The sequence below is a fragment of the Pseudomonas sp. EA_105y_Pfl2_R69 genome, assembly GCF_963970915.1.
Taxonomy (GTDB): Bacteria; Pseudomonadota; Gammaproteobacteria; order Pseudomonadales; family Pseudomonadaceae; genus Aquipseudomonas.
This window is the reverse complement of record NZ_CAXAOO010000002.1, coordinates 230,292-253,474: the sequence shown is the minus strand read 5'-3', so window position 1 is coordinate 253,474 and position 23,183 is coordinate 230,292. Positions and strand designations below refer to the sequence as shown.

The following is a 23,183-nucleotide window of genomic DNA, read 5'->3' as shown; positions in this document are numbered from 1 at the left end:
CCATTCGACCATGGTCTTAACGCTCTACGACCATGGTTGCGGGCACTTTTTTCGAATGAAAAAAAAGGCGGTCATCTGACCGCCTACCCAAATCATTCCAGGGAGGAATGGAGAAACGCTTGCATCCAAACCACGCAGGATTGCAACGCAGCCACTTTCCCCCGATACGCCGCACCGAGCTATTGCACCTTGGTCGTAGCTTGCGGCGAGTTCGCCGGCCTGCCGCTCAACGCGACGACCCAGGGCTCCAGACGCCGGCCAAAAGCGACTTCGGCGCTAAACAGCTTGTGATAACCCGGGTAGTCGACGCCTGACTGCTCGCCCTGCTGCGGCAGGCTGGCGAACCTCGCATGCCAGCGCCGCGACAGATTGAGGCTCTGCACCCCCGGGGTTTCGGCCGAGCCGCCGAGCTGCCAGGTCCAGCGCAGGTGATCCGGGCGCGGATCATCACCCTCCCCCGTCCACTCGGCCGCCACGCTGCTGACCTGCACCTGGATGATGCCGCGCACAATGGCGTAACGCGTGCGGTCCGGGTAGCGCGCCCGCAGCGCCTGCCGATCCACCCCGACATCGACCACCAGCAGACGGCTGGCGCGCTGTTGCTCGTATGCCAGCGCATTGCCGGCGTGGCGGGCTGCCTCACCCAGCTCCTTGCTGTCCGGCACGGCCTGCTGCAAACGCAGGGCCTCGGCATGGGCTGCGCGCAACAAGGCGACCTCGCGCCGATAAGCCGGGCCATCGAGCTCCAGCACCAGCAGCGCATCGCGATCCAATTGACGGCGGTAACGCCGCACCGTCTGCTCGTTCAGCTCACCGGGTACCTTAAAACCCAGCTCGGCCATCTTCTCGGCACTGATCGACAGGGCGTAGGGCTCGTCATCCGCGCGGCTGGGCCAGCGGTAATCCAGGCGCAGCGCCAGGCTGCTGTTGTCCTTGCGCCAGTAGGCGTAGGTATTGCCCAGCTCGCGCTCGGACAGTTGCAGGCGGCTTTCCACCGGCTGCTGACGGTTCCAGGCCACCCCCGCCAGGACCATGGCGTTGACCAGGCCGAGCAGCGCCAGGCCGGCAAGCAGATAACGCAGACGCACGCCGTTCATTGCCCACCTCCGAGCAGGCCATGGCGACTGCGCAAGCGCCGCAGCACCAGCAGAATCAACACCGCACCGAGGCCCAGCACCAGAAAGAACAGGTACTTGGGCATGCTCTCCCACCACCAGTCGAACAGCTTGCTGTAGAGGAAAATCACAAAGAAGCTCAGCCCGGTGTTCAGCACATCCGTCCACTCGCGGCGCACGCCCAGCCAGATCACCAGGGCCGCGAGGATAAAGCCACCAATCTGGTAGGCATTCTCGATGTACTCGAGGGGATAATCGAAGTAACTACCGGCCCCCCAGTGCGCCAGCACCAGTACCGGCAAAAACACCCCGAGCAGGCCGAACACCCGATAGATCATGGCAAAGCCATCGAAACGGCGCTGATCGATCAGCAGCGGCACCATGAAGATCAGCAGCGCCGGCAGGATGAAATTCTCCGGCCGCTGGGCAAAACCCAGCCAGTAGATGCCATCCCAGCTACCGATTCGCGCCGCGACAAAGGCCAGCAGGCAGCTCAGCCCGGCAGCCAGCAACAGGCGCGCACCGCAGGCGTAGGCCAGCAGCAGCGCGTAGAGCGCCCAGGGCAGCAAGGCCTGGTTCGAGGGAGTGATATTGAAGATCTGCCCGAGCATGACGATGTTCAGGACAAAACAGGTAAAGGCCACCAGCGCCGCCAGCTTGCTGAAATAACCCGAGCGGTCGAGGCGTTGCACCCATAGCGTCAAGCCGAATGAAGCGATGCTCGCGGCCAGCAGAATCGCCACCTGGCTGAGGGTGCCGAACAGCCCCCAGAACTGATAGAACAGAAAAAACACACTGGCCGCCAGCGCCAGCGCGCCGAGAAACGAGGCGATGCGCATGCTCAGCGACAGCTGCCGGGCCTGGATGTCGTGGTCGATATCGAAGGCCGCCAGGTAGCTATCGAGCAATTGCTGCTGGTGGCCGTGCAAACTGGCGCGCTGGCTGTCGCTCAGGTTCAGCACCTGCTCCGCCTCAAGGCGCGCCAGTTCGCGGTTGAACACGCCGATGTCATCGGCACGTTGCTGGGCATCACTGCGGTTTATGTTCGGCATGGCAATCCTTGCGGCGACTCCATCGAGGTCATGGGGACCCGCACACTCTAGCGCTAAAGTTTCGCCGGTGGGCTGACCTGTGTAGAAGGTGGGTAAGCGCGAATAACGCTCGCGGCTTAAGCCCCGTCCGACAAACAGTACGCCCATGACTAAACTGCCTCTGCCTGGCACAGCATTCAGCTCACGGAAGCCCGATGAAAAGCCACTATGCAGATCTGCTGCAGCACGCTCCGCCCAGCCAGCACCCCGAGGATATCTGGGCCCGGCTGTGCTGCGAGCAGGCACTGCTGGCCGTGGAGCAAGGCTGCTATGGCGTAGGGGCCGTACTGGTCAACGACGCCCAGGAACTGCTGTGCAGCGCCCGCAATCAGGTATTTACCGGCCATTACCACAGCGCCGCGCATGCCGAGATGCTGCTGCTTGACCAGCTGGAGAGCGAGCACCCGGAGCAGGACCGCAGCGCCCTAACCCTTTACGTCAGCCTGCAACCTTGCCTGATGTGCTACGGCCGCATCCTGCTCGCCGGCATTACCCGTGTGCGCTACCTGGCCCGCGACAAGCCAGGCGGCTTTACCGGCAAGCATCTGCCAGCAGCCTGGGCTGAACTGGCTACTCGCACTTCAGTGCGCCAAGCCGATGTAGCCCCCTACTGGATCAACCTGGCCGAACAGGCGATCAACCAGCTGCAGGATCGCCAGGCGTTGCGTGAGCGGGTGGTAGCAGCCTGGAGCGGTGAGCCGCGGACTTGACCCCCTCTAGCTATTCCTTGCCCAAGCCATGCTGGCGCAGCTTGTTGGCGATGGTGGTGTGCGACACGCCGAGGCGCTTGCCCAGCTGACGGCTGCTCGGGTGGTCGTGGAACAGGCGCTCGAGCACGGCCTTTTCGAAGCGGCCGAGAATCTCGTCCAGCCCGCCTTCCACCGAAAACTCGCCCAAAGGCTGCGGCGCGCCGTAGTCCGGCAGGCGGACATGCTCGGCCTTGACCGTACCGCCGTCGCACAGGGAAACGGCCTGGAACAGCACATTCTCCAGCTGGCGCACATTGCCTGGCCAGTGATAGTGGCTGAGCCTGTCCAGCACCTGGGGGGCCAGCCTGGGCAGCGGGCAACCGATCTGCCGGCTGGCCGAGTCGAGAAAGTGCTCGACCAGCGGAGCCAAGCCATCCAGACACTCGCGCAGCGGCGGGATATGCAGGCTCAACACATTGAGGCGGTGATACAGGTCCTGGCGAAACTCGCCCTTGGCGCACAGCTCCGACAGGTCCACCTGGGTGGCGCAGATCACCCGCACGTCCAGATAGACCTCCTCATCGCTGCCGACCCGGCGGAAACAGCCGTCCTGCAGAAAGCGCAGCAACTTGGCCTGCAGACGCGGGCTCATCTCGCCGACGCCATCGAGAAACAGCGTGCCGCCTGCGGTCAGTTCCAGCAGGCCGAGCTTGCCCTCCGGGCGCGCACCCTCGAAGGCACCTGGGCCGTAGCCGAACAGCTCGGTCTCGGCCATGGACTCCGGCAGCCCGGCGCAGTTGAGCGCCATGAATGGCGACTGCCCGCGCGGGCTGGCCAGGTGGCAGGCGCGGGCCAGCAGCTCCTTGCCGGTGCCGGTTTCGCCCTCGATCAGCAGCGGCGCATCCAGCGGTGCCATGCGTCGTGCTTCCCTGACCACAGCCGCCATCACCTTGGAACTCTGGAAGATGCTGTCGAATCCGCGCAGCTCCTGCTTGCGCACGTGGTAGATACGCTCGCCTACCCGGTCCGCGCGATGCAGGGTCAGCACCGCCCCGGCCAGGGCGTCGCTCTCATCGTGTTCGGTCTGCAGCGGGGCGATATCGGCGAGAAACACATCGCCCTTGACCTTGACCCGCAAGCCATTGATCCGCGACTTGTTGGCGCGCACCAGCTCCGGCAGGTCGAAGTCCTCGGCGTAGCGCGACAACGGAATGCCCGGCACCTCGTCCACCCGAACCCCGAGCAGCTGCGCCGCGCTGCGGTTGGCGGCGACGATGCTGCCGCCCATATCGATCGACAGCACAGGGAAATCCAGCGCGCCGAGCAAGGCATTCAGCTCCAGATGACGGCGCTCGCTGGGCATCAGTCCGACGCGTTTGACCCCGAAAACCCCGGGAATCGCCTCGAACTTCGGCCGCAGAGACTGGAACTGCAAGTTGATCAGGTTCGGGCAGTGCAGGTAGATGGCATTGCCCTGCTCGCCGCCGACTTCGCCGCGCGCGACGTTGATGCCGTAGTCGACCAGCAGGTTGAGGATGTCGCGCAGGATGCCAATTCGGTTCTGGCAGTGGACTTTGATACGCATGGCAGGACTCTAAACAGGCTTTGCATGGGCCGCCTGGCGAAAAATTCGACAGCTGCGGCGGATTTTTCGTCAAGAATATGTGACAGATTAGCGCAGCAGCAAGACGATACTTGGCCGTATTGCCGGACACGTAATCAATTCTTTACGAAATAACCACCCCGCTCACCCGCACCCAGCCCAACCGAGGGCTGCATAACCGCAATGGCTGGCGTATCTCTAGCTCAAACACAACAACAAAGCCCCAGCAGGAGGCAGTGATGAAGAGCACGCAATACCTGGCTCGCGAACCGGATGACAGTGGCTTTATCCATTACCCGGAAGCCGAGCATAAGGTGTGGAATACCCTGATCACCCGCCAGCTCAAGGTGATCGAAGGGCGCGCCTGCCAGGAATATCTGGACGGTATCGACCAGCTCGCCCTGCCCCTGGATCGCATCCCGCAGCTCGGCGAAATCAACCGGGTGCTCGAGGCCAGCACCGGCTGGCGCGTGGCCCGGGTGCCGGCGCTGATCCCCTTCCAGACCTTCTTCGAGCTGCTGGCCAGCAAGCAGTTTCCGGTAGCCACCTTTATCCGCACCCCGCAGGAACTGGACTACCTGCAGGAGCCGGATATCTTCCACGAGATTTTTGGCCACTGCCCGCTGCTGACCAACCCCTGGTTCGCCGAATTCACCCACACATACGGCAAGCTCGGCCTGGCTGCCAGCAAGGAAGAACGCGTCTACCTGGCGCGGCTGTACTGGCTGACCATCGAGTTCGGCCTGGTCGACACCAGCCAGGGCCGGCGCATCTACGGCGGTGGCATCCTCTCCTCGCCGAAGGAAACCCTCTACAGTCTTTCGGACGAACCCGAGCACCTGGCCTTCGACCCGGTAGAGGCCATGCGCACGCCCTACCGCATCGACATCCTGCAGCCGCTGTATTACGTCTTGCCGGAACTCAAGCACCTGTTCGAACTGGCGCACCAGGACATCATGGGCATGGTCCAGCGGGCCATGCAGATGGGCCTGCACGCACCGAAATTTCCGCCGAAAGCGGCGTAGTTGCGTCTTGAAAACGGCATAAATAACCGATGTAGGTTGGGTTGAGCTTGCGAAGCCCAACACAAACGAACGCCACGTTGGGCTTCGCCGCTGCGCAGCTCAACCCCACCTACACTTTGTTCACCACCGAATTCTGGAGAAATCTGATGTCCCTTGCCCAAGCCCAATGCGAAGCCTGCCGCGCCGACGCGCCGAAAGTCAGCGATGAGGAGCTGGCCGAACTGATCCGCGAGATCCCGGACTGGAATATCGAGGTACGCGACGACCATATGGAACTGGAGCGGGTCTACCTGTTCAAGAATTTCCGCCACGCCCTGGCCTTTACCAATGCGGTCGGGGCCATCGCCGAGGAAGTCGGTCACCACCCGGCCCTGCTCACCGAGTGGGGCAAGGTCACCGTGACCTGGTGGAGCCACGAGATGCGGGGCCTGCACCGCAACGACTTCATCATGGCCGCGCGTACCGATGTGCTGGCCGCCAGTGCCGAGGGTCGCAAGTGAGCCATTTCCACAGCATCGCGCGGGTGCCGGGCGACCCGATTCTCGGCCTGATGGACGCCTACCGCGTCGACCGCAACCCGGCCAAGCTCGACCTCGGCGTGGGCGTGTACAAGGACGCCCAGGGCCTGACGCCGATTCCCCGCGCGGTCAAACTGGCCGAACAGCGGCTGGTGGAAAGCGAAACCACCAAGAGCTATATCGGCGGTCATGGCGACCCACTGTTTGGCAGCCTGCTCAGTCAGCTGGTATTGGGTGCCGACAACACCTTGCTGGCTGAGCGCGCAGGCACCACCCAGACGCCTGGCGGTACCGGGGCATTGCGCCTGTGTGCGGACTTTATCGCCCACTGCCTGCCGGGCCGTGGCATCTGGCTGAGCGACCCGACCTGGCCGATCCACGAGAGCATCTTTGCTGCCGCCGACCTGCGCGTCGGGCATTACCCCTATGTCGGCGCGGACAACCAGCTGAATGTCGAGGCGATGATCGCCGCCCTCGCCCATGTGCCCAAGGGCGACGTGGTGCTGCTGCACGCCTGCTGCCACAACCCCACCGGCTTCGACCTCACCCCGCGCGACTGGAAACGCGTGCTGGAGGTAGTCAAGGCCCGCGAGCTGTTGCCCTTGATCGACTTCGCCTACCAGGGCTTTGGCGATGGCCTGGAGCAGGACACCTTCGCCGTGCGCCTGTTCGCAGCCGAGCTGCCAGAGCTGTTGATCACCAGTTCCTGCTCGAAAAACTTCGGCCTGTACCGCGAGCGTACCGGCGCACTGATCGTCTGCGCCGAGAGCGCGGACAAACTGCAGGATGTGCGCAGCCAGCTGGCCTTTATCGCCCGCAACCTGTGGTCCACTCCGCCGGCCCACGGCGCGGCGGTGGTCGCCAGCATTCTCGACAATGCAGAGCTGAAAGCCCTGTGGAGCGAAGAACTGGAGAGCATGCGCCAGCGCGTCGTCAGCCTGCGTGCCGGCCTGGTCGAAGCCCTGCAGCCTTACGGCCTGAGTGAGCGCTTTGCGCATATCGCGCTGCAGCGCGGGATGTTCTCCTACACCGGCCTGAGCCCAACCCAGGTGCAACGCCTGCGCAATGAATTCAGCGTGTATATGGTCGGCTCAGGCCGGGCCAATATGGCCGGGGTGGACGCCGAGCGCCTGGAGCAGCTGGCCAGCGCCATTTCGCGCGTCTGCAGCGACTGAAGCGCGCCTGAGCCCCGCAACGGCCCGCACAGCGCCGGGCTCAGGTAGCAGCATGTGCCGGCAAGCTTGCTATAGTCGCTACAAGCCCATCGTTCAGAGACGCCCGTGTCCCGCCTGCTGAATTTCACCTTCCGCCTGTACCAGCGCGCACTGCACAGCCTGGCCCTGTATCCGACGCTGATCGCCCTGGGCTTCTTCGGCCTGTGCCTGTTGAGCATGAGCATCGAATATCAACCCTGGATGATGTCGCTCAAACGCGACATTGATATCGGCCTGGTGCGCAATGCCGACAATGCCCGCTTGATTCTCGGCACGCTGGTCGGCGGCATCCTCTCGCTGATGGTATTCAGCTTCTCCATGGTCATGGTGGTACTCAACAATGCCGCTGCGGCGCTGTCACCGCGCGTAGTGCCTGGTTTGATCAGCGAGAAGAGTCATCAGAAAACGCTGGGCTTCTACCTCGGCACCATTTTCTTTTCGCTGCTGCTGATCACCACGATTGAACAGAACAACTCGGCCCAGGTACCCAGCCTCGGTGTGCTGATCGCATTGACGATGGGCATCGCCTGCCTGGGTCTGTTTGTGCATTTTATCCACTCGATTTCCCGCTCTATTCAGGTCGAGTACATCCTCAACAACCTGTATCACACCACCCTGGCGAAACTTGCCGTGCGCGAAGCCAAGCTGGCCTCTATCGACAACCTGCCCAGTTGGCCAGATGACCAGCACTGGCAGCAGATCTGCGCGCAGCGCAGCGGTTATTTCAAAGAGTTGAACGTCAACACGATCAACAGCATTTTGTGCAAGCACGACCTGCGCATGACCGTGATGATCCACCGTGGATTCTTCGTGATGAGTGGTCGGCCGCTATTCAAACTCGACCGCGAGGTTGATCCGGAAATTGCCGAGGCCCTGCTCGACTGCTTCGATTTCTTTATCGAAGAGTACGCTCACGCGCACTACCTGTTTGGCTGTACGCAGATATCAGAAATTGCCGTCAAGGCGCTCAGCCCAGGCATCAACGACCCCGGCACGGCGATTACCGCCATCGACCTGCTTAGCGTGTTGCTTTGCAGGCGCCTGAACCTGCCGGATCTGGATGCCTCCCCGCTGGACGACGGCCCGCCACGTCTGCTGCATTACGAGTTCTCACTCGATGAGTTATTACTGCTGGTCTTCGGCCCTATTCGCCACTACGGTTGCGCCGATGTGAGCGTGCTGATCAGCTTGCTGCAAGCGCTCAAGAACCTGCTCTACCAACCGTTACGCGCGCAGCAGAAAACCGACCTGCTGCGCCATGTAAACAGCGTGCAGGAAACCGCCAATCAGCACCTGAACAACAGCCGAGATCGTCAAGCCATCAATCAACTGCTCGATCGCATCAACCAGAGCAGTGCGCCCCTGCAACCTATCGCACTGTTGGCAGTACCGGGCACCACCAGCGCCGAATCAGTAGCGCCTGTGCCGTGATCAGTATTGGTGCAATACAGTTTTTTCAGCGCCCTCGACGCACCTCCAGGCAATCGCGAAAAATCCAAAGACCGTTTATCAATAAAATTAATCCTTTAAAAACAACAGGTTAATTAGTTACCTAGCTAAGCACTGGCACCTTTCATGCTTGCGTTCGAGGGCATAGTCCCCTAGGGTAGGTCGCCATGTGGTCCCTGATTGCCCCTATCAGCTCATTGCTCGGTGGGGTTGCTTTACTCCTCCTCGGCAATGGTCTGCTCAACACCCTACTGACCCTGCGTGGCGTCGCCGAAGGCTACTCCACCGGGATGCTCGGACTGATCATGTCCGGGTACTTCGTCGGTTTTCTCCTTGGCACCTGGCTGGCGATTCCGCTGGTCCGCCGCGTTGGGCATATCCGTGCGTTTGCCTTTTGCGCCGCCCTGGCCGCCATCACCGCCCTGCTCCATGTGCTGATCATCGACCCCTGGGTCTGGCTTGGCCTGCGTGTGCTCTACGGCCTGGCGCTGGTCAGCCTGTATATGGTGATCGAGAGCTGGCTCAACGCCCAGGTACCCAACGACAAACGCGGCCAGGTGTTCGCCGTGTATATGGCGGTCAACCTCGGCGCACTGGCCGCCGCGCAGCAACTGCTCAATCTGGCGTCCCCGAGCGACTTCGTGTTGTTCGTGCTCGCCGCCATGCTGATCAGTGCGGCCTTGATGCCCATCACCCTGACCCGCCAGGTGCAGCCCAGCGTGCCGGACACCCTGCACACCAACCTGCGCCAGATCGCTGGTATCGCGCCGCTGGCGCTGGCCGCCGCCGGTTTATCCGGCCTGGCCCTGGGCGCGTTCTGGGGCATGGCCCCGGTGTATGCCAGCCTGAACGGCTTCGACGCCACCGGGGTGGGTTTGCTGATGAGCAGCGCGATTCTCGGCGGCGCGTTGCTGCAATGGCCGATCGGCATCTATTCGGACAAGCATGACCGCCGCCAGGTGCTGTTCTGGGTAGTAGCGCTGGCGGTGCTGGTCGCCGTGCTGATGAGCCTGCTGCCCGCCGGCCGCCCGCTGCTGGGGCTGATGTTTATCTGGGGCGGCCTGGCGTTCGCCATCTACCCCATCGCCGTGGCGCAGCTGATCGATCAATTGCACAGCGATGAAATCCTCGCCGGCTCCAGCAGCCTGCTGATGGTCAACGGTATCGGCTCGGTATGCGGCCCGTTGCTCGCCGGCCTGTTGATGCAGCATCTCGGGGCCCAGGCGCTGCCACTGTACTTCGCCGCGACCCTGGGCCTGCTCGCGGCGTATACGCTCTACCGCCTGCGCCACGTCAGCGACCTGGTCAGCGCGCCGGCCGGACACTTTATGCCCATGCTGCGCACCAGCCATACGGTGCTGGAGCTGATGCCCGACACACCGCCCAGCGACCCCGAACAGCAACCCACCACGTCAACCGAAGAGGAACCAGACGCCACCACCCCGTAGCCATGCGCTGTACTCACGCCCCGGCTGTGAGTACAGCACATGCCTGCCCTTCACTAGCACGTCGGCCCATGTCGGCGCGTCACTGCACCCACTCAACTGGACAGGAAGACAGCGCATGTTACTTGCCACCGATCTCGATGGAACCTTTCTCGGCGGCGATCCCAAGGATCGCCTGAGTCTCTACCAGACCATTGCCGCCCACCCGGAAATCCGCCTGGCCTATGTCACCGGCCGCAGCCTGGAGTCGGTTCTGCCATTGCTGGCGGACCCGACCCTGCCGCAACCGGACTTCATCATCTCCGACGTAGGGGCCAGCCTGGTGCACGGCGACAGCCTGCAACCGATCCAGCCGCTGCAAAGCGCGGTGGACGCCCTCTGGCCCGGCGACAGCCAGGTGGCCAGCGCCATCGAGCTCTTTGCCCTGGAACGCCAGGACGTACCGCAGGTACGTCGTTGCTCGTATTTCTGCAGCCCCGAGGAGGCGGCCAACCCGGCCCTGCTGGAAGCGGCAGACGCCCTGGGCTGCGACCTGCTCTACTCGGCCGAGCGTTACCTGGACTTCCTGCCCAAGGGGGTCAACAAGGGCAGCAGCCTGCAGGCGCTGATTGACTGGCTGGAGCTGGACAACGATCAGGTGCTGACCGCCGGCGACACCCTGAATGACCTCTCCATGCTCAGCGGCCAGTTCAAGGGCGTCTGCGTGGGGGCCTCGGAAGAGGGCCTGCTGCAAGCCACCCGTCACCACTCGCGAGTATTCCATGCCGAGCGCGCCGGTTGCGGCGGCATTCTCGAAGCCTTCGTGCACTTCGGTTTTCTCGGCAAGCAGGGCATCGCCGCCGAAGGCAAGCAAGTCGCCGAGCCGGGCAAGGCCGACCTGGTGATGGTTTATCACCGTCTGCCCTACGAAGAGTACCGCGCCGCCGACGGCAAGCTGCAACGCCGCCGCCCGACCTCGCCCAACGGGATCATCCCGACCCTGCTGAGCTTTTTCGGCGACGGTCGTGCCGGCTCCTGGATCGCCTGGGCCGAACATGACGAAAACAGCGGTGAAGCCTTCGAGACCCACACCACGGTGGATGCCGAACGCTATCCCAAGCTGACTGCCGCGCGGGTGGCGCTGAGCAAGGAAGAAGTCGATATCTTCTACAAGCGCTTCTCCAAGGAGGCCTTCTGGCCAACCCTGCACACCTTCTGGGAGCGCGCGCAGTTCCGCGAGGACGACTGGCAGGTATTCCTCAAGGTCAACCGTGCCTTTGCCGAGCGCACCGCCCTGGAAGCCGCCGAAGGGGCCATCGTCTGGCTGCACGACTACAACCTGTGGATGGTGCCCGGTTACCTGCGCGAACTGCGCCCGGACCTGCGCATTGCCTTCTTCCACCACACCTACTTCCCCTCGGCGGATGTATTCAACGTACTGCCCTGGCGTCGGCAGATCATCGGCAGCCTGTTGCAGTGCGACTACATCGGCTTCCATATCCCGCGCCAGGTGGAAAACTTCGTCGATGCCGCCCGCGGCGTGATGCCATTGCAGACCATCAGCCGGCAGAACTGCGCGCCGCGCTTTATCACCTATGGCTGCGCCGTGGGCCTGGAGCGCATGACCACCGCGGTGGACACCGGCAGCCGCGTGGTCAAGCTCGGTGCCCATCCCGTGGGCCTGGATATCGAGCGGGTACGCAACGCCCTGGCCGCGCCGAAGATCAAGGAAATGATGGAGCGCCTGCGTGCCGAACTGAGCGGAGTCAGGCTGATTCTCTCGGTGGAGCGCCTCGACTACACCAAGGGTATCCTGGAAAAACTCAACGCCTACGAGCGCCTCCTCGAGGAAAACCCGGAGCTATTGGGCAAGGTCACCCTGGTCACCGTCTGCGTGCCGGCCGCCAAGGAAATGACCATCTATGACGAGCTGCAGGGGCAGATCGAGCAGGCCGTGGGCCGTATCAACGGCCGTTTCGCCCGCATCGGCTGGACACCCCTGCAGTTCTTCTTCCGCAGCCTGCCGTTCGAGGAAGTCAGTGCCTGGTACGCCATGGCTGACGTGATGTGGATCACCCCGCTGCGCGACGGCCTCAACCTGGTGGCCAAGGAATTCGTCGCCGCCCAGGGCCTGCTCGGCGGCAGCGGCGTGCTGGTACTGTCGGAATTCGCCGGGGCCGCCGCCGAACTCAAGGGGGCCCTGCTAACCAACCCCCATGACCCCATGGACATGGCCCAGACCTGCTACCTGGCCCTGAACATGCCCAGGGACGAGGCCCAGGCGCGCCTGCGCGAGCTGTTCGATATTGTCAGTTACAACGATATCCGCCGCTGGGGCGACGAGTTCCTCGCCGGGGTCAGCGAACTGGCCGAGGACCAGCTGCAACAGGCGCTGGGCCTGACCGGTTAGGGCTGTTACTGCGCTCGGCGCACCCTGCGCGCAGGGTGCGCCGGGCCGCCTTGGTCGTGCGTATCTGATCTGGCGTGGGTAAAACCCGATCGGGTCATGCACGCCCACCTCGGCTCAATACCCCCCTCCGCCGTGGCCGCGCCCCGGCTTGCCGTACTTCTTGCTCAGGCCGGGCGGCATGCGTTTGGGGCCCTTGGCCCAGGGGCCGTCGTGCCGGCTGGAGGAGTACCAATGGTTATCATGCCAGCGGTAATAGGTGCGGTCCCGGTAGTACAAGTGCGGCCAGCCGAGCACCACATAGGCATCAATACCGGGGTCCCAGCGCCACTCGACGTGGGCTGGAGGCGCATAGTACGGATTAGGGTGATGCCCGCCGACCTGCACGGTACAGGCTGCCAACGGCAGCAGCAGAACAAGGCACAACAGATAGCGCAGCTTCATGGCCGAACCCTCCTGCAGGCTTATACCTGTGAGGTTAGACCCGGACGACTGCCGGCAGTTTCAGCACCTTGAGACAGCTGCCGCAGCCGCTGCGGACCTACAGTCCAACAGCAGCCGCGCTGTGCCCGCCCGGGACAGCGGCAGACACCGCAGCCCAGACGCAGCCAGGGGGTATTACCCCATCTGGCTGTCCACTTCGCAGTTGATCATCCAGGACACGCCGAAACGGTCGGTGAACATGGCGAAAAGCGTGGCCCAGAAGGTCTGCTGCAGCTCCATCTGCACCGAGCCGCCAGCCGACAGCGCGGCATACAACCGCTCGGCCTCGGGGACGTTGCCCACCTGCAGGGAAATCGAGCAGCCCTTGATCCCTTCATGGGGGTGCATCGGCAGGGTGTCGGAAGCCATCAGCAACTGGTCGTCCACCTTCAGACAGGCATGCATGATGCGCTGCTGGTACTCGGCTGGAACCTCCATATCCTCCGGGCTATCGGCGAATCGCATCATTTCCAGGGTGCCGCCCAGGCACTCGGCGTAGTAGTTGAAAGCGGCCTCACACTGGCCGTCGAACATCAGATAGGCATGAATCTTCATCGCAACTCTCCTTAGTTTTCGCTGCTAATGCGCGCACGAATACGTTCTTCCTGCTCGCGCAATTCGGGGGTGAACTCGGTGCCGAAATCCTCGGCCTCGAAGATCTGCCGGATCTCGATTTCCGAGTCGCCGGGCATGGGATTGGGGCAGCGCCTGACCCACTCGATGCAGGCCTCGAGCGACGCCACCTGGAAGATCCAGAAGCCGGCGATCAGCTCCTTGGTCTCGATAAAAGGACCATCGACCACCGTGCGCTGGTCGCCGGAGAACTTCACTCGCGCGCCCTTGGCGCTGGGCTGCAGACCTTCGCCGGCGAGCATCACGCCGGCCTCCACCAGTTCCTCGTTGTAACGGCCCATGGCCGCCAGCAGCTCCTCGCTGGGCATTACCCCGGCTTCTGAATCCGCAGTGGCCTTGACTATCACCATAAAACGCATCGCCTTTCTCCTTGTTCGGCTCGATAAACCGCACGCAGGATGCGCTGTGCGCGCCCTACTGCAGACAGCAAACCCATGACAGGGTTCTAAACCATAGTCGAGCGAGCGACCGGCGAATCGACAATCGTCGGAAAAAATATTTCAGGCCAGTTGCAGCGCGGCTTTCAGCGCAGAGAGAAAAGACGGCGGCTGCTCCAGCATCATCAGGTGGCCGGCGTCGGCGATCAGCGTCTGGCTGGCGGCGGCCTGCTCGGCCCAACCCGGTACATGCCAGCCGGCGCGCGAACGGGCACCGGCCAGCAAGTGCACAGGATGACTGGCAAAGACCCGACGCAGGCCGTCCTGATAACGTGCCGGCGCGGTCAGCTCGACCACCGAGCGTGCCATGGCCTGCAACGTGCTGGCCGGCTGCTGGGCCAGCCAGCGCTCGGCAATCGCCAGGCTGCGAGCATCGGCGTCGACCCCGGCGCGCGCCAGCCAGGCGGCCGGATCGGCGCGAAAACCGTCGAGCATGGCGCAGGCTTCGGCCGCCGGCATACGCGCCAGTGTCGCCGACCAGAAGGCATCGTCGAGACTGAAATTACCCTCCACGCTAACCAGGCTGAGCACCTGCTGGCCATGGGTCTGGGCGAACAGCATCGCGACCACCCCACCCACCGAGTGGCCAACCAGGTGCACCGCCTCGCCAGGGAAATGCCGCTCGATCAACCGCTGCAAATGCTCCACCTGCGCCGGCAGATCGATAGCCTCAGGCGGCACCTCGCGCTGCGTGCCATAACCGAGCAGATCGGGTGCCAGCGCCCGCCCAGGAGCAAAGGCGGCGGTCATATCGGGCAGCTGTAGCGTGCCGATCAGACCGTGGATAAAGACGACGGGGGCATGCATGGCGAAATCCTTTCCGGACCATCAGACGAAGCGCCGAGCATAACCCCGTATGGTGCACCGCGTGCACCAATGCGTTGCCTGACAGCAGGACGATTGAAGACGAACCTGGCGCATGATGATGACGGGCAACACGCGGCGAGAAGCGGCCCCTCACGTCAGGCCGCTGTCGCCCCAAACCAGCCGATTGCACCAGGCATCAAATGGCCCAGACTGTGTAAACCGTTGGCATCAACCTGCCGTGATTTCATGGATTTGAAATTAGTGGGGGACGCCAATGAAGCGTTTTATCCAGGGAGAGCATCGTCGATGTTTTCGTCGATGAACTCGACCTTGGCGCGCAGGGCTTTGAAGGTGTCGTCCCAGCGGAAACCAACAGGCCGGCCTACCATCCTGCCAACCTGCTGAAAATCTACATCTACGGCTACCTCAGTCGCATCCCGTCCAGTCGCCGTCTCGAGCGCGAGGCTCAGCGCAACGTTGAGTTGATGTGGCTGCCCGATGATCTGACGGTATTCAAGCGTCGAGAAAGGGCTAAAACTGCACCGATTGAATCTCACGTATAGGCTTGGACGAACAGCTCCACAGCAGCGCTGATGCGGGACTCGTTCACCGGTATGAGATTGCTGCAATCGATACTTCCCACCGCGAGCAGCAGGAATTGACTGGCTGCGCGCACAGGGTCGTTGCAGCGGGCAGACTGGCCGAGCGCTTTTTCCAGGTAGGCCTGATACGGACGATAGCGCTGTCGCCAGCGCTTCTGTGGCACCCAGTTGGAGCGCAGCAGAATATTCGTGAGCGCAAGAAATGCCGGATGCATGCTTTGCTGCAGCAGCTCCCGGGCGACTGCTTCCAAACAGTCGCGCAACTTGCCCGTCACCTCGCATGCCAGCGCAGGCTCTGGCAGCTCCTCCATCCAGTACTCGATAACGACCCGAAACAGCTGGGCCTTGTCGCCGAAATGCGCATAGAGGGTCGCCTTGGTCACACCCGCGGACTCTGCGATCAACTGCATGCTGGCAAGGTCGTGGCCGAGCGCCGCGAATACATCGCTCGCCGCCCACAACATCTCCCTCTGGCGTTTGCCGCGACGGCAGTCTTCCCGTAGCTGCAGGTTCATGGCAGAGACTGCCAACGGCGAAACAGCAGGCTGGCATTGACGCCGCCAAAGCCGAAACCGTTCGACAGGGCGTAATGAACCGGCATGTGCCGGGCGTTCAGGGCGACGAGGTCGAGGCCGTCTGCCGCCTCGTCGAGATTAATGAGGTTCAGTGTGGGCGGAACGACCTGATCGCGTAGCGCCAGGACGGTGAAGATCGCTTCGATACCGCCTGCGGCCCCCAGTAGGTGGCCAGTGCTGGATTTGCTTGAGCTGATCGCCACGCCCGAGCCTGTCCCGAAGACGGCGCGAATGGCGGCCAGTTCGCCCCGGTCGCCCACTGGCGTGGAGGTCGCATGGGCGTTGATATGCTGCACCTCACTGGCTTCGATGCCGGCTTGTCGCAACGCCAGCTCCATTGCCCGACGAGCGCCGCTGCCATCCTCCGGGCCGGCGGTCAGGTGATAGGCATCGGCGCTGGTGCCATAACCGACCAGTTCGGCCAATGGCTGAGCACCGCGGGCCAATGCATGCTCCAGCGATTCGATCACCAGCAGGCCGGCACCCTCGGCCATGACAAAGCCATCGCGGTCGCGGTCAAACGGGCGCGAGGCTTGCTGAGGGTGATCGTTGAAGCCAGTGGACAAGGCTCGCGCCGCGGCGAAGCTGCCGAGGGTGACGCGATGAATCGCCGCCTCGGTTCCGCCGCACAGGGCAATGTCCGCTTCGCCGCCGCGAATCAGTCGGGCCGCATCACCTATGGCTTGCGCCCCCGCCGCGCAGGCGGTCAGCGGTGCGCCGAGCGGCCCCTTGAAGCCGTGCCGGATCGACACGTGCCCGGCCGCCATATTGGCGAGAAACGAAGGCGCGGTGAATGGCGAGAGCCGACGCGGCCCGCGTTCGTCCGTGGTGCGCACGGCCTCGGCGATAGCACCGAAACCACCGACACCGGAGGCGATGATGGTCGCGGTGCGCTGCCGCTGCTGCTCGTCTGTCGGCTGCCAGGCCGCCTGCGCCAGGGCTTCCTGAGCGGCCGCGAGGGCAAACTCGATAAAGCGATCCATCTTCTTGCGTTCCTTGGCGGCGACGAATCGCTCCGGGTCGTAGCCCGCCTGCGGATCTTCCTCCAAGTTGGGGACCCGCCCGCCTACAGCGCAGCCAGTGCCATCGGCAAGCTCGGCTGGCAACGCTCGAATGCCCGACTGCCCCGCCACCAGACGCGACCAGACCGTCTCGCTGCCGCAGCCCAACGGGCTGACCACGCCGGTTCCCGTGACCACGATTCGAACGGGGTTTGTTCTATGGATTGCCATATCTCGCTCCAGGAAAAGCTTGGGGAGGAAAAGCCAAAACGCTCTCAGCCGAGGCCGAAGGTCTTGCGTAAGCCCGAATCAACGGGGCCAGCCGGCATAAAGCGGCGAAGTTTTCTCAGCAAAGAGGCCTCGCCCTTGGGCGTACGTCGCATTTTCCAGGCCCCCAGGGCGGCCTCGACAATGGTCGAGGCGACCTCGTCGGGCTGCGGCGCTTTCTGCACATTCTTTTGAATGGCCTGAGAAACGACGCTGCGCTCGCTGTCGTAGGCCGGGATCCTGGAGGCCACCTGGGGTGCGTTGATGTCCAGGTTGGTCTTGGTGAAGGAAGGCTCGACCAGCGCAACGCGAATGCCGAACTTGCGCACCTCGTGGTCCAGAGTCTCGGACAGCCCTTCCACGGCATGCTTGGAGGCCGAATAGAGCCCCATGTACGGCGCTGGCAGGAAACCCAGCACCGAGCTGACGTTGACGATGCGCCCAGAACCTTGCTCACGCATGTGCGGCAGTACCGCCTGTGTCGTGCGCAGGATGCCCAGAACATTGGTGTCGAACAGCGACTGCGCCTCGGCGATCGAGGTTTCCTCCGTCGCGCCGAGCAGGGTCACGCCCGCACTGTTGACCAGCACGTCGATGTGCTTGGCCTGGGTGATGATCGTCTGGATTCCCTGGCGAACCGACGCTTGGTCACGGATATCCATCTCGATCAGTTCGACGCCAGGAATGGGCTGCGCTTTTGCCGTGTTGCGCACGGTGCCGAATACCCGGCAACCGCGATTGGCAAAGCGCTGCGCGGCGGCGCGGCCAATGCCCGATGACACGCCGGTAACAACGACGACGGTGGAGTTCGACATGGCAGTTCCTCTCGATAAATTGGACGTGGGTTTCATGCAGGCTGCGCCTGCATAAGTGGGCTATGGCTGGCAGACCGGATGCCGAACCAGATGGCATACATGGCCGGCAGGAACACCAGAGTCAGCACGGTGCCGGCCAGGGTGCCGCCGATCAGGGTGTAGGCGAGGGTTCCCCAGAACACCGAGTGGGTCAGCGGAATAAAGGCCAGGATCGCCGCCAGTGCGGTGAGGATCACCGGCCGGGCGCGCTGTACGGTGGCCTCGACCACCGCGCTAAACGGATCCAGCCCGACCTCTTCGTTGTGGCGGATTTGCCCGATCAGGATCAGCGTGTTGCGCATCAGGATGCCGGAGAGCGCGATCAGGCCAACCAATGCATTGATGCCGAACGGCTGCTGAAACAGGATCAGCGTGGGCACCACACCGATCAGCCCCAGCGGGCTGGTGAGGAAGACCATGACCATCGCCGAGATCGAGCGCACCTGCAAAATAAGGATGATCAGGGTGATTGCCAGCATGATCGGGAACAGCGGCAACATCGCCACCATCGCCTTACCCGACTCCTCGATGGAACCTGCCTGCTCGATGCGATAGCCGCTCGGCAGTTGCTCCATGATCGGTTGCAGCTGCTGGGTGATGGCCGTCGATACATCCGGCGGCTGCAGGCCCTCGGCGATGTCGCCGCGCACGGTGATGGTCGGTACGCGGTCGCGCCAGCGCATGATCGGCTCTTCCATGCGCACGTCGACCTCGCCGACCTGCGACAGCGGAATACGCTGGCCGTTGGCACCGGCCAGGGTGAAGTCCATGACCCTGGCCGGATCGAAGCGAATATCCCCGGCCGCACGGGCCATGACCTGCACCGTGCGGATGTCCTCACGCACGGCGGTGACCGGCACGCCGCTGAGCAGAAACTGCAGTTGCTGCGCCACGGCGCTGGAGGACAGCCCCACCGCTTGTAGCCGATCCTGCTGCAGGGTGAAGTGCAGCGTCGGCACGCGCGTACCCCAGTCGGTATTGACCGTGCGCATCATCGGGCTGGCATCCATCACCTGCTGTACCTCGGCGGCGATTTCACGCAACTTGTCCGGATTCGGGCCGGTGACCCGGTAGGCAACCGGGAACGGCGAGTAAGGGCCGAACACCAGTTGGGTGACGCGCACCCGCGCCTCATTGGCCAGGCCCTCGGCAATCGCCTGACGCAGCCGATGTTTCAACGCCTCGCGCTCGTCCTGGTTGTCGGTACGGATAACTATCTTGGCAAACGAAGGGTCGGGCAGCTCCGGCCCCATGGCCATAAAGAAGCGCGGCGCGCCCTGGCCGATGTAAGCCGTGACGATCCGCGCTTCTTCCTGCTTGGCCAGCCAGGCCTCTACCTTCTCCGTGGCGGCGCTGGTCTGGGTGATGGAGGTGCCATAGGGCATCTGCACCTCGACCAGCACTTCGGGGCGGTCGGAGATCGGAAAGAACTGCTTCTTGACCAGGCCCATACCGAGCACAGCCGCAACGAACAACCCAACCACCGAGCCGGCGACCAGCCACTTGTGCGCGATGACGCGGCCCAGCAGTTGGCGAAAGCGGTTGTAACGCGGAGTATCGTAGATCGCAGCATGGCCGCCCTCGACCTTCTTGATCTCGGGCAGCAACTTGACCCCGAAGTAGGGGGTGAACAGCACGGCGACCAGCCACGAAGCGATCAGCGCGATGCCGACGATCCAGAACATATTGCTGGTGTATTCACCCGCAGTGGAACGGGCGAAGCCATTGGGCATAAAGCCCACGGCGGTGACCAGAGTGCCGGACAGCATCGGCGCGGCGGTGTGACTCCAGGCATAGGCGGAGGCTTGGACGCGGCTGTAGCCCTCCTCCATCTTCACCACCATCATCTCGATGGCGATAATGGCGTCGTCCACCAGCAGCCCCAGCGCCAGGATCAGCGAGCCCAGGGTAATGCGGTCGAAGTTCTTGCCGGTCGCCGCCATGACCACGAAGACCATCGCCAGGGTCAACGGCACGGCCACCGCGACCACCACGCCCACCCGCCAGCCCATGCTGATAAAGCTCACCAGCATGACCACCAGCAGCGCGACGAAGAACTTGACCATAAATTCATCGACCGAGGCGCTGATATTGACAGCCTGATCGGTGACCTTGGTCAGGCTCATGCCCAGCGGCAACTCGGCGTTAATCGTACTCACCTCGTCGTTCAGCGCCTTGCCCAGATCGAGACCATTCCAACCTTCGCGCATGATGATGCCCAGCAACAAGGCCGGCTCACCGCCATTGCGAATCAGGAAGGTCGCCGGGTCTTCATAGCCACGCTTGACCGTGGCGACATCCGACAGCTTCAGCGTACGGCCTTGCGCTATAACAGGCGTGTCGCGGATCTTCTGCAGCTCATCGAAGGCACCGTCCAGGCGCAGAAACACCTCTGGCCCGTTGGTTTCCACGGAGCCCGCCGGCGTCAGGGCGTTCTGGCCATTGAGCGCGGCGAACACCTCCTGCGGGCCAATGCCCAGGGTAGCCAGACGTTCGTGGGAGAACTCGATAAAGATGCGCTCGGCCTGCTCGCCGATGATGTTGACCTTCTTCACCCCCGGCACATGCAGCAGTCGCTGACGCAGCGTATCCGCGTCGCGCACCAGCAAACGCTGCGGCTCGCCCTTGGCCTTGAGCGCAAACAGGGCGAAGGTGACGTCCGAGTATTCGTCGTTGACTAGCGGTCCGATCACGCCGACCGGCAGCGTCTTCGCCTCATCGCCGATTTTCTTGCGCGCCTGGTAGAACTGCTCCGGCACCTGCGCAGGCGGCGTGGTGTCGAGCAGGCTCAAGGTCGTGAAAGCCAGCCCGGGACGGGTGTAGGTCTCGCTGCGGTCATACCAGCGCAGCTCCTGCAGGCGTTTTTCGATCTTCTCCGCGACCTGGTCCTGCATCTCCTGGGCGGTGGCACCGGGCCAGGCGGTTACGATGGTCATCACCTTGACCGTGAACGCCGGATCCTCCGCCCGTCCCAGCTTGAAGAATGCAACGAGCCCCGCCAGGGTGATCAGGCAGACCATGAACAGGGTGATGGAGCGCTCGCGTACGGCGAGCGCCGACAGGTTGAAACGACCTTCGCTCATGGGCGGCCTCCATCGGCCACTGCGACGGCAGGCTGACCGGTCACCCGCACCTGCTGACCTTCGCGCAGCAGGTGCACGCCGAGCGCAACTATGCGCGCGCCTTGCTTGAACTGAGCGCTGATGCGTGCATGTTCATCATCGAGGTCCTGAACCACCACCGGCTGCCAGTGAACCTGCGCCGGCTCGCCCTGGATAAGCCATACGCCGGGGCCCTTGCCAGCGTCGTAGAGCGCGCCGATCGGCACCTGCAAACCGCCTTGCGCGGAAGCATGCCCGTCTGGAACATGCCCGTCTGGGATCTGCAGGGTGACCGTGCTACCCAAGGGCGCATTGGCCAACGCCCCTTCCAGCACATAGCGCGCCTCGAAGGTGCGAGTCTGGCTATCCGCGACATCCGACAGCTGCCGCAGTTTGGCCGGGACGGCCACGACGCCATTACCAAAGAGCATGGCCTCGGCGGCAGAGCCGATCGCCGGGCGCAGGGTTTCCGGCAACTGGATAAGCGCTTCACGGGGGCCGGCATGGGCCAGGCGCACCACGACTTGGCCGGCACTGACGACCTGGCCGGGCTCGACCAGCGTGTCCATGACGATGCCGTCGGCATCCGCCAGCAGTTCGGCATAGCGGGTCGCGTTGAGGGCCACTTCGGCCTGGGCCTGGGCCGCACGGAGCTGGGCTTTGGCCGCATCCGCCGCAGCCTTGAACTGATCATAGGCCGACGCCGATATCGAGCCGGTTCCGCGTAGATCGCGGTAGCGCGCCTCATCATCGCCCGCTTGCTGCGCCCGCGCTCGCGCAGCGGCCACCGCTTCGCGCTGGGCATGGGCGGCAAGTTTCAGATCGACGGGGTCGATGCGCATCAGCGGCTGACCGCGCTTGACGGTCTGCCCTGTATCCACAAGTCGCTCCAGTACCTTGCCGGCGACGCGAAAGCCCAGGCCACTCTGGACCCGGGCCGCTACGGTCCCGCTAAAGGAACGTGATGCAGGGGTTGCCTCTTGCACGATAGCGGCCCGCACCAGCGGCGCTTCAGTGCGCGGATCGGTCTGCGCTTTCTCGCCGCACGCGACCAACGCAAACGGCAATACGCAGATAAGGGTAGGTAAAACGAAGCGACGCCGGAGCATGAGAGTCCCATATGCGAAATGATCGGGGCTCTCACTTTGATTCCAGTGACCAATTTAGTCAATAGTCACTATCGCTATGGCGACAAACTGCGCAGTATCAGACTGGATAGCAGGAGCGGTGCCTCGTCGGTGTAATCGAGGCCGTGCTGCAGGAGCAGGGGGTTGAGGTAGGGACGCATAACCAGGTGGATCGCCTTCACTGCTTCATCGAGGGGCGTCTTGCGTTCAAAGTCTCCGCTTTGCCGGCCTTGCTGCAAGATATCCTGGAGTAGTTCCTGGATGCGCCCGTCATAGGCGCGCGCCGCCTGCCAGTTCTCGGTCGCCGCCGAAGCGGCGATTTCGAAGAGTTTACGGTCCTGAAAGAACAGGCGCAGGCTCGACTCGACCAGCGCCTTGAACATCCGCCGCAGCTTCTCCGGCGGGCGCTCGACCTCATCGACGGAAGCCCTGACCTCGGTCTCGATCTGGCGCAGACAATTGGCGCAGATCGCCTCGCCGATGGCCTGTTTGGACTCGAAGAATTTGTAGATATAGGCCTTGGAAAAGCCGATGGCCTTGGCCAGATCGGAGACCGTGGTCTTTTCGTAGCCATACCGGCTGAAGTGCTCGGTAGCCGCGGCCACGATCTGGTCACGCACCTCATGATCCACCGGACCACGAGCTGTAACTTTGGGAGAGGGTATCTTGTTCATGGGCATAGCCTACAGAGCAGCCGGCATATGGACAACAAGTGACCAAAATGTATTATGGTCACAACCTGTTGAATTCCAACCCGCCCA

General features: G+C 63.2%; 20 protein-coding genes and 1 pseudogene. 8 read left to right on the top strand and 13 right to left on the bottom strand.

Annotation, left to right across the window (positions count from 1 at the left end; genetic code table 11):
* Positions 1 to 179: 179 nt before the first annotated feature.
* Together AACY13_RS07030 and AACY13_RS07025 are read right to left on the bottom strand one after the other, a co-directional pair.
* The gene (locus AACY13_RS07030; protein ID WP_339460334.1) at positions 180 to 1,097 is read right to left on the bottom strand and encodes a DUF4824 family protein; all 918 of its coding nucleotides are present in this window, start codon (positions 1,095 to 1,097) and stop codon (positions 180 to 182) included.
* Positions 1,094 to 2,167, bottom strand: coding sequence for a DUF2157 domain-containing protein (locus AACY13_RS07025; protein ID WP_339460332.1), 1,074 nt, complete (start codon positions 2,165 to 2,167; stop codon positions 1,094 to 1,096). The genes AACY13_RS07030 and AACY13_RS07025 overlap by 4 nt, the downstream gene beginning before the upstream one ends.
* A 194-nt stretch (positions 2,168 to 2,361) precedes the next feature.
* On the opposite strand from AACY13_RS07025, the gene AACY13_RS07020 reads away from it, so the two are divergent.
* Positions 2,362 to 2,916, top strand: coding sequence for a nucleoside deaminase (locus AACY13_RS07020; protein WP_339460331.1), 555 nt, complete (start codon positions 2,362 to 2,364; stop codon positions 2,914 to 2,916).
* A 10-nt stretch (positions 2,917 to 2,926) separates the two neighbouring features.
* Here the strand turns inward: AACY13_RS07020 and AACY13_RS07015 are convergent, their stop codons facing one another.
* On the bottom strand, positions 2,927 to 4,480 hold the full coding sequence (locus AACY13_RS07015) for a sigma-54-dependent transcriptional regulator (RefSeq protein WP_339460330.1): 1,554 nt from the start codon (positions 4,478 to 4,480) through the stop codon (positions 2,927 to 2,929).
* 257 nt (positions 4,481 to 4,737) lie between these two features.
* Between AACY13_RS07015 and phhA the strand changes: the two genes are divergently transcribed.
* The 6 genes from phhA (at position 4,738) to ggpS (ending at position 12,538) form a co-directional block, all read left to right on the top strand.
* Positions 4,738 to 5,523, top strand: coding sequence for a phenylalanine 4-monooxygenase (gene phhA, locus AACY13_RS07010; RefSeq protein ID WP_339460329.1), 786 nt, complete (start codon positions 4,738 to 4,740; stop codon positions 5,521 to 5,523).
* A gap of 143 nt (positions 5,524 to 5,666) precedes the next feature.
* A complete protein-coding gene (locus AACY13_RS07005; RefSeq protein WP_339460957.1) occupies positions 5,667 to 6,023 on the top strand; it encodes a 4a-hydroxytetrahydrobiopterin dehydratase in 357 nt (118 codons plus the stop codon).
* A complete protein-coding gene (locus AACY13_RS07000) occupies positions 6,020 to 7,216 on the top strand; it encodes an amino acid aminotransferase (protein WP_339460328.1) in 1,197 nt (398 codons plus the stop codon). The genes AACY13_RS07005 and AACY13_RS07000 overlap by 4 nt, the downstream gene beginning before the upstream one ends.
* Before the next feature lie 105 nt (positions 7,217 to 7,321).
* Entirely contained in the window at positions 7,322 to 8,686 is a 1,365-nt protein-coding gene (locus AACY13_RS06995) for a DUF2254 domain-containing protein (protein WP_339460327.1), read from the top strand.
* Positions 8,687 to 8,871: 185 nt separating this feature from the next.
* The gene (locus AACY13_RS06990; protein WP_339460326.1) at positions 8,872 to 10,152 is read left to right on the top strand and encodes an MFS transporter; all 1,281 of its coding nucleotides are present in this window, start codon (positions 8,872 to 8,874) and stop codon (positions 10,150 to 10,152) included.
* 115 nt (positions 10,153 to 10,267) lie between these two features.
* Complete coding sequence (gene ggpS, locus AACY13_RS06985) at positions 10,268 to 12,538, top strand: glucosylglycerol-phosphate synthase (RefSeq protein ID WP_339460325.1); 2,271 nt, start codon at positions 10,268 to 10,270, stop codon at positions 12,536 to 12,538.
* Between the two features lie 114 nt (positions 12,539 to 12,652).
* Here ggpS and AACY13_RS06980 read toward each other — a convergent pair whose 3' ends face one another.
* From AACY13_RS06980 to AACY13_RS06965, 4 genes are all read right to left on the bottom strand, one after another.
* A complete protein-coding gene (locus tag AACY13_RS06980) occupies positions 12,653 to 12,979 on the bottom strand; it encodes a hypothetical protein (protein WP_339460323.1) in 327 nt (108 codons plus the stop codon).
* A gap of 174 nt (positions 12,980 to 13,153) precedes the next feature.
* On the bottom strand, positions 13,154 to 13,573 hold the full coding sequence (locus AACY13_RS06975) for a VOC family protein (RefSeq protein ID WP_339460321.1): 420 nt from the start codon (positions 13,571 to 13,573) through the stop codon (positions 13,154 to 13,156).
* Positions 13,574 to 13,584: 11 nt separating this feature from the next.
* The gene (locus AACY13_RS06970) at positions 13,585 to 14,010 is read right to left on the bottom strand and encodes a YciI family protein (RefSeq protein ID WP_339460319.1); all 426 of its coding nucleotides are present in this window, start codon (positions 14,008 to 14,010) and stop codon (positions 13,585 to 13,587) included.
* Between the two features lie 141 nt (positions 14,011 to 14,151).
* Positions 14,152 to 14,895: an alpha/beta fold hydrolase gene (locus AACY13_RS06965; protein WP_339460318.1), complete on the bottom strand. Its 744-nt coding sequence runs from the start codon at positions 14,893 to 14,895 to the stop codon at positions 14,152 to 14,154.
* Positions 14,896 to 15,194: 299 nt separating this feature from the next.
* Here AACY13_RS06965 and AACY13_RS06960 point away from each other — a divergent pair.
* Positions 15,195 to 15,407 (top strand): annotated as a pseudogene (locus AACY13_RS06960) (transposase); the annotation flags it as partial.
* 41 nt (positions 15,408 to 15,448) lie between these two features.
* Here AACY13_RS06960 and AACY13_RS06955 read toward each other — a convergent pair.
* From AACY13_RS06955 to AACY13_RS06930, 6 genes are all read right to left on the bottom strand, one after another.
* On the bottom strand, positions 15,449 to 16,012 hold the full coding sequence (locus AACY13_RS06955; RefSeq protein WP_339460317.1) for a TetR/AcrR family transcriptional regulator: 564 nt from the start codon (positions 16,010 to 16,012) through the stop codon (positions 15,449 to 15,451).
* On the bottom strand, positions 16,009 to 17,304 hold the full coding sequence (gene fabF, locus AACY13_RS06950) for a beta-ketoacyl-ACP synthase II (RefSeq protein ID WP_339460316.1): 1,296 nt from the start codon (positions 17,302 to 17,304) through the stop codon (positions 16,009 to 16,011). The genes AACY13_RS06955 and fabF overlap by 4 nt, the downstream gene beginning before the upstream one ends.
* A gap of 44 nt (positions 17,305 to 17,348) precedes the next feature.
* On the bottom strand, positions 17,349 to 18,155 hold the full coding sequence (locus tag AACY13_RS06945; protein WP_339460315.1) for an oxidoreductase: 807 nt from the start codon (positions 18,153 to 18,155) through the stop codon (positions 17,349 to 17,351).
* Between the two features lie 32 nt (positions 18,156 to 18,187).
* A complete protein-coding gene (locus AACY13_RS06940) occupies positions 18,188 to 21,277 on the bottom strand; it encodes an efflux RND transporter permease subunit (protein ID WP_339460314.1) in 3,090 nt (1,029 codons plus the stop codon).
* Positions 21,274 to 22,404 (bottom strand): efflux RND transporter periplasmic adaptor subunit, encoded by a 1,131-nt coding sequence (locus AACY13_RS06935; protein WP_339460313.1) that lies wholly within the window; start codon positions 22,402 to 22,404, stop codon positions 21,274 to 21,276. Before AACY13_RS06935 ends, AACY13_RS06940 begins: the two co-directional genes overlap by 4 nt.
* 74 nt (positions 22,405 to 22,478) lie before the next feature.
* Positions 22,479 to 23,096: a TetR/AcrR family transcriptional regulator gene (locus tag AACY13_RS06930; RefSeq protein WP_339460311.1), complete on the bottom strand. Its 618-nt coding sequence runs from the start codon at positions 23,094 to 23,096 to the stop codon at positions 22,479 to 22,481.
* Positions 23,097 to 23,183 lie beyond the last annotated feature (87 nt).

What these genes read in the sequence shown, in the direction of transcription:
- AACY13_RS07030 (WP_339460334.1), bottom strand. Translation starts at nt 1,097, where the DNA reads ATGAACGGCGTGCGTCTGCGTTATCTGCTTGCCGGCCTGGCGCTGCTC.
- AACY13_RS07025 (WP_339460332.1), bottom strand. Translation starts at nt 2,167, where the DNA reads ATGCCGAACATAAACCGCAGTGATGCCCAGCAACGTGCCGATGACATC.
- AACY13_RS07020 (WP_339460331.1), top strand. Translation starts at nt 2,362, where the DNA reads ATGAAAAGCCACTATGCAGATCTGCTGCAGCACGCTCCGCCCAGCCAG.
- AACY13_RS07015 (WP_339460330.1), bottom strand. Translation starts at nt 4,480, where the DNA reads ATGCGTATCAAAGTCCACTGCCAGAACCGAATTGGCATCCTGCGCGAC.
- phhA (WP_339460329.1), top strand. Translation starts at nt 4,738, where the DNA reads ATGAAGAGCACGCAATACCTGGCTCGCGAACCGGATGACAGTGGCTTT.
- AACY13_RS06990 (WP_339460326.1), top strand. Translation starts at nt 8,872, where the DNA reads ATGTGGTCCCTGATTGCCCCTATCAGCTCATTGCTCGGTGGGGTTGCT.
- ggpS (WP_339460325.1), top strand. Translation starts at nt 10,268, where the DNA reads ATGTTACTTGCCACCGATCTCGATGGAACCTTTCTCGGCGGCGATCCC.
- AACY13_RS06980 (WP_339460323.1), bottom strand. Translation starts at nt 12,979, where the DNA reads ATGAAGCTGCGCTATCTGTTGTGCCTTGTTCTGCTGCTGCCGTTGGCA.
- AACY13_RS06975 (WP_339460321.1), bottom strand. Translation starts at nt 13,573, where the DNA reads ATGAAGATTCATGCCTATCTGATGTTCGACGGCCAGTGTGAGGCCGCT.
- AACY13_RS06970 (WP_339460319.1), bottom strand. Translation starts at nt 14,010, where the DNA reads ATGCGTTTTATGGTGATAGTCAAGGCCACTGCGGATTCAGAAGCCGGG.
- AACY13_RS06965 (WP_339460318.1), bottom strand. Translation starts at nt 14,895, where the DNA reads ATGCATGCCCCCGTCGTCTTTATCCACGGTCTGATCGGCACGCTACAG.
- AACY13_RS06955 (WP_339460317.1), bottom strand. Translation starts at nt 16,012, where the DNA reads ATGAACCTGCAGCTACGGGAAGACTGCCGTCGCGGCAAACGCCAGAGG.
- fabF (WP_339460316.1), bottom strand. Translation starts at nt 17,304, where the DNA reads ATGGCAATCCATAGAACAAACCCCGTTCGAATCGTGGTCACGGGAACC.
- AACY13_RS06945 (WP_339460315.1), bottom strand. Translation starts at nt 18,155, where the DNA reads ATGTCGAACTCCACCGTCGTCGTTGTTACCGGCGTGTCATCGGGCATT.
- AACY13_RS06940 (WP_339460314.1), bottom strand. Translation starts at nt 21,277, where the DNA reads ATGAGCGAAGGTCGTTTCAACCTGTCGGCGCTCGCCGTACGCGAGCGC.
- AACY13_RS06935 (WP_339460313.1), bottom strand. Translation starts at nt 22,404, where the DNA reads ATGCTCCGGCGTCGCTTCGTTTTACCTACCCTTATCTGCGTATTGCCG.
- AACY13_RS06930 (WP_339460311.1), bottom strand. Translation starts at nt 23,096, where the DNA reads ATGAACAAGATACCCTCTCCCAAAGTTACAGCTCGTGGTCCGGTGGAT.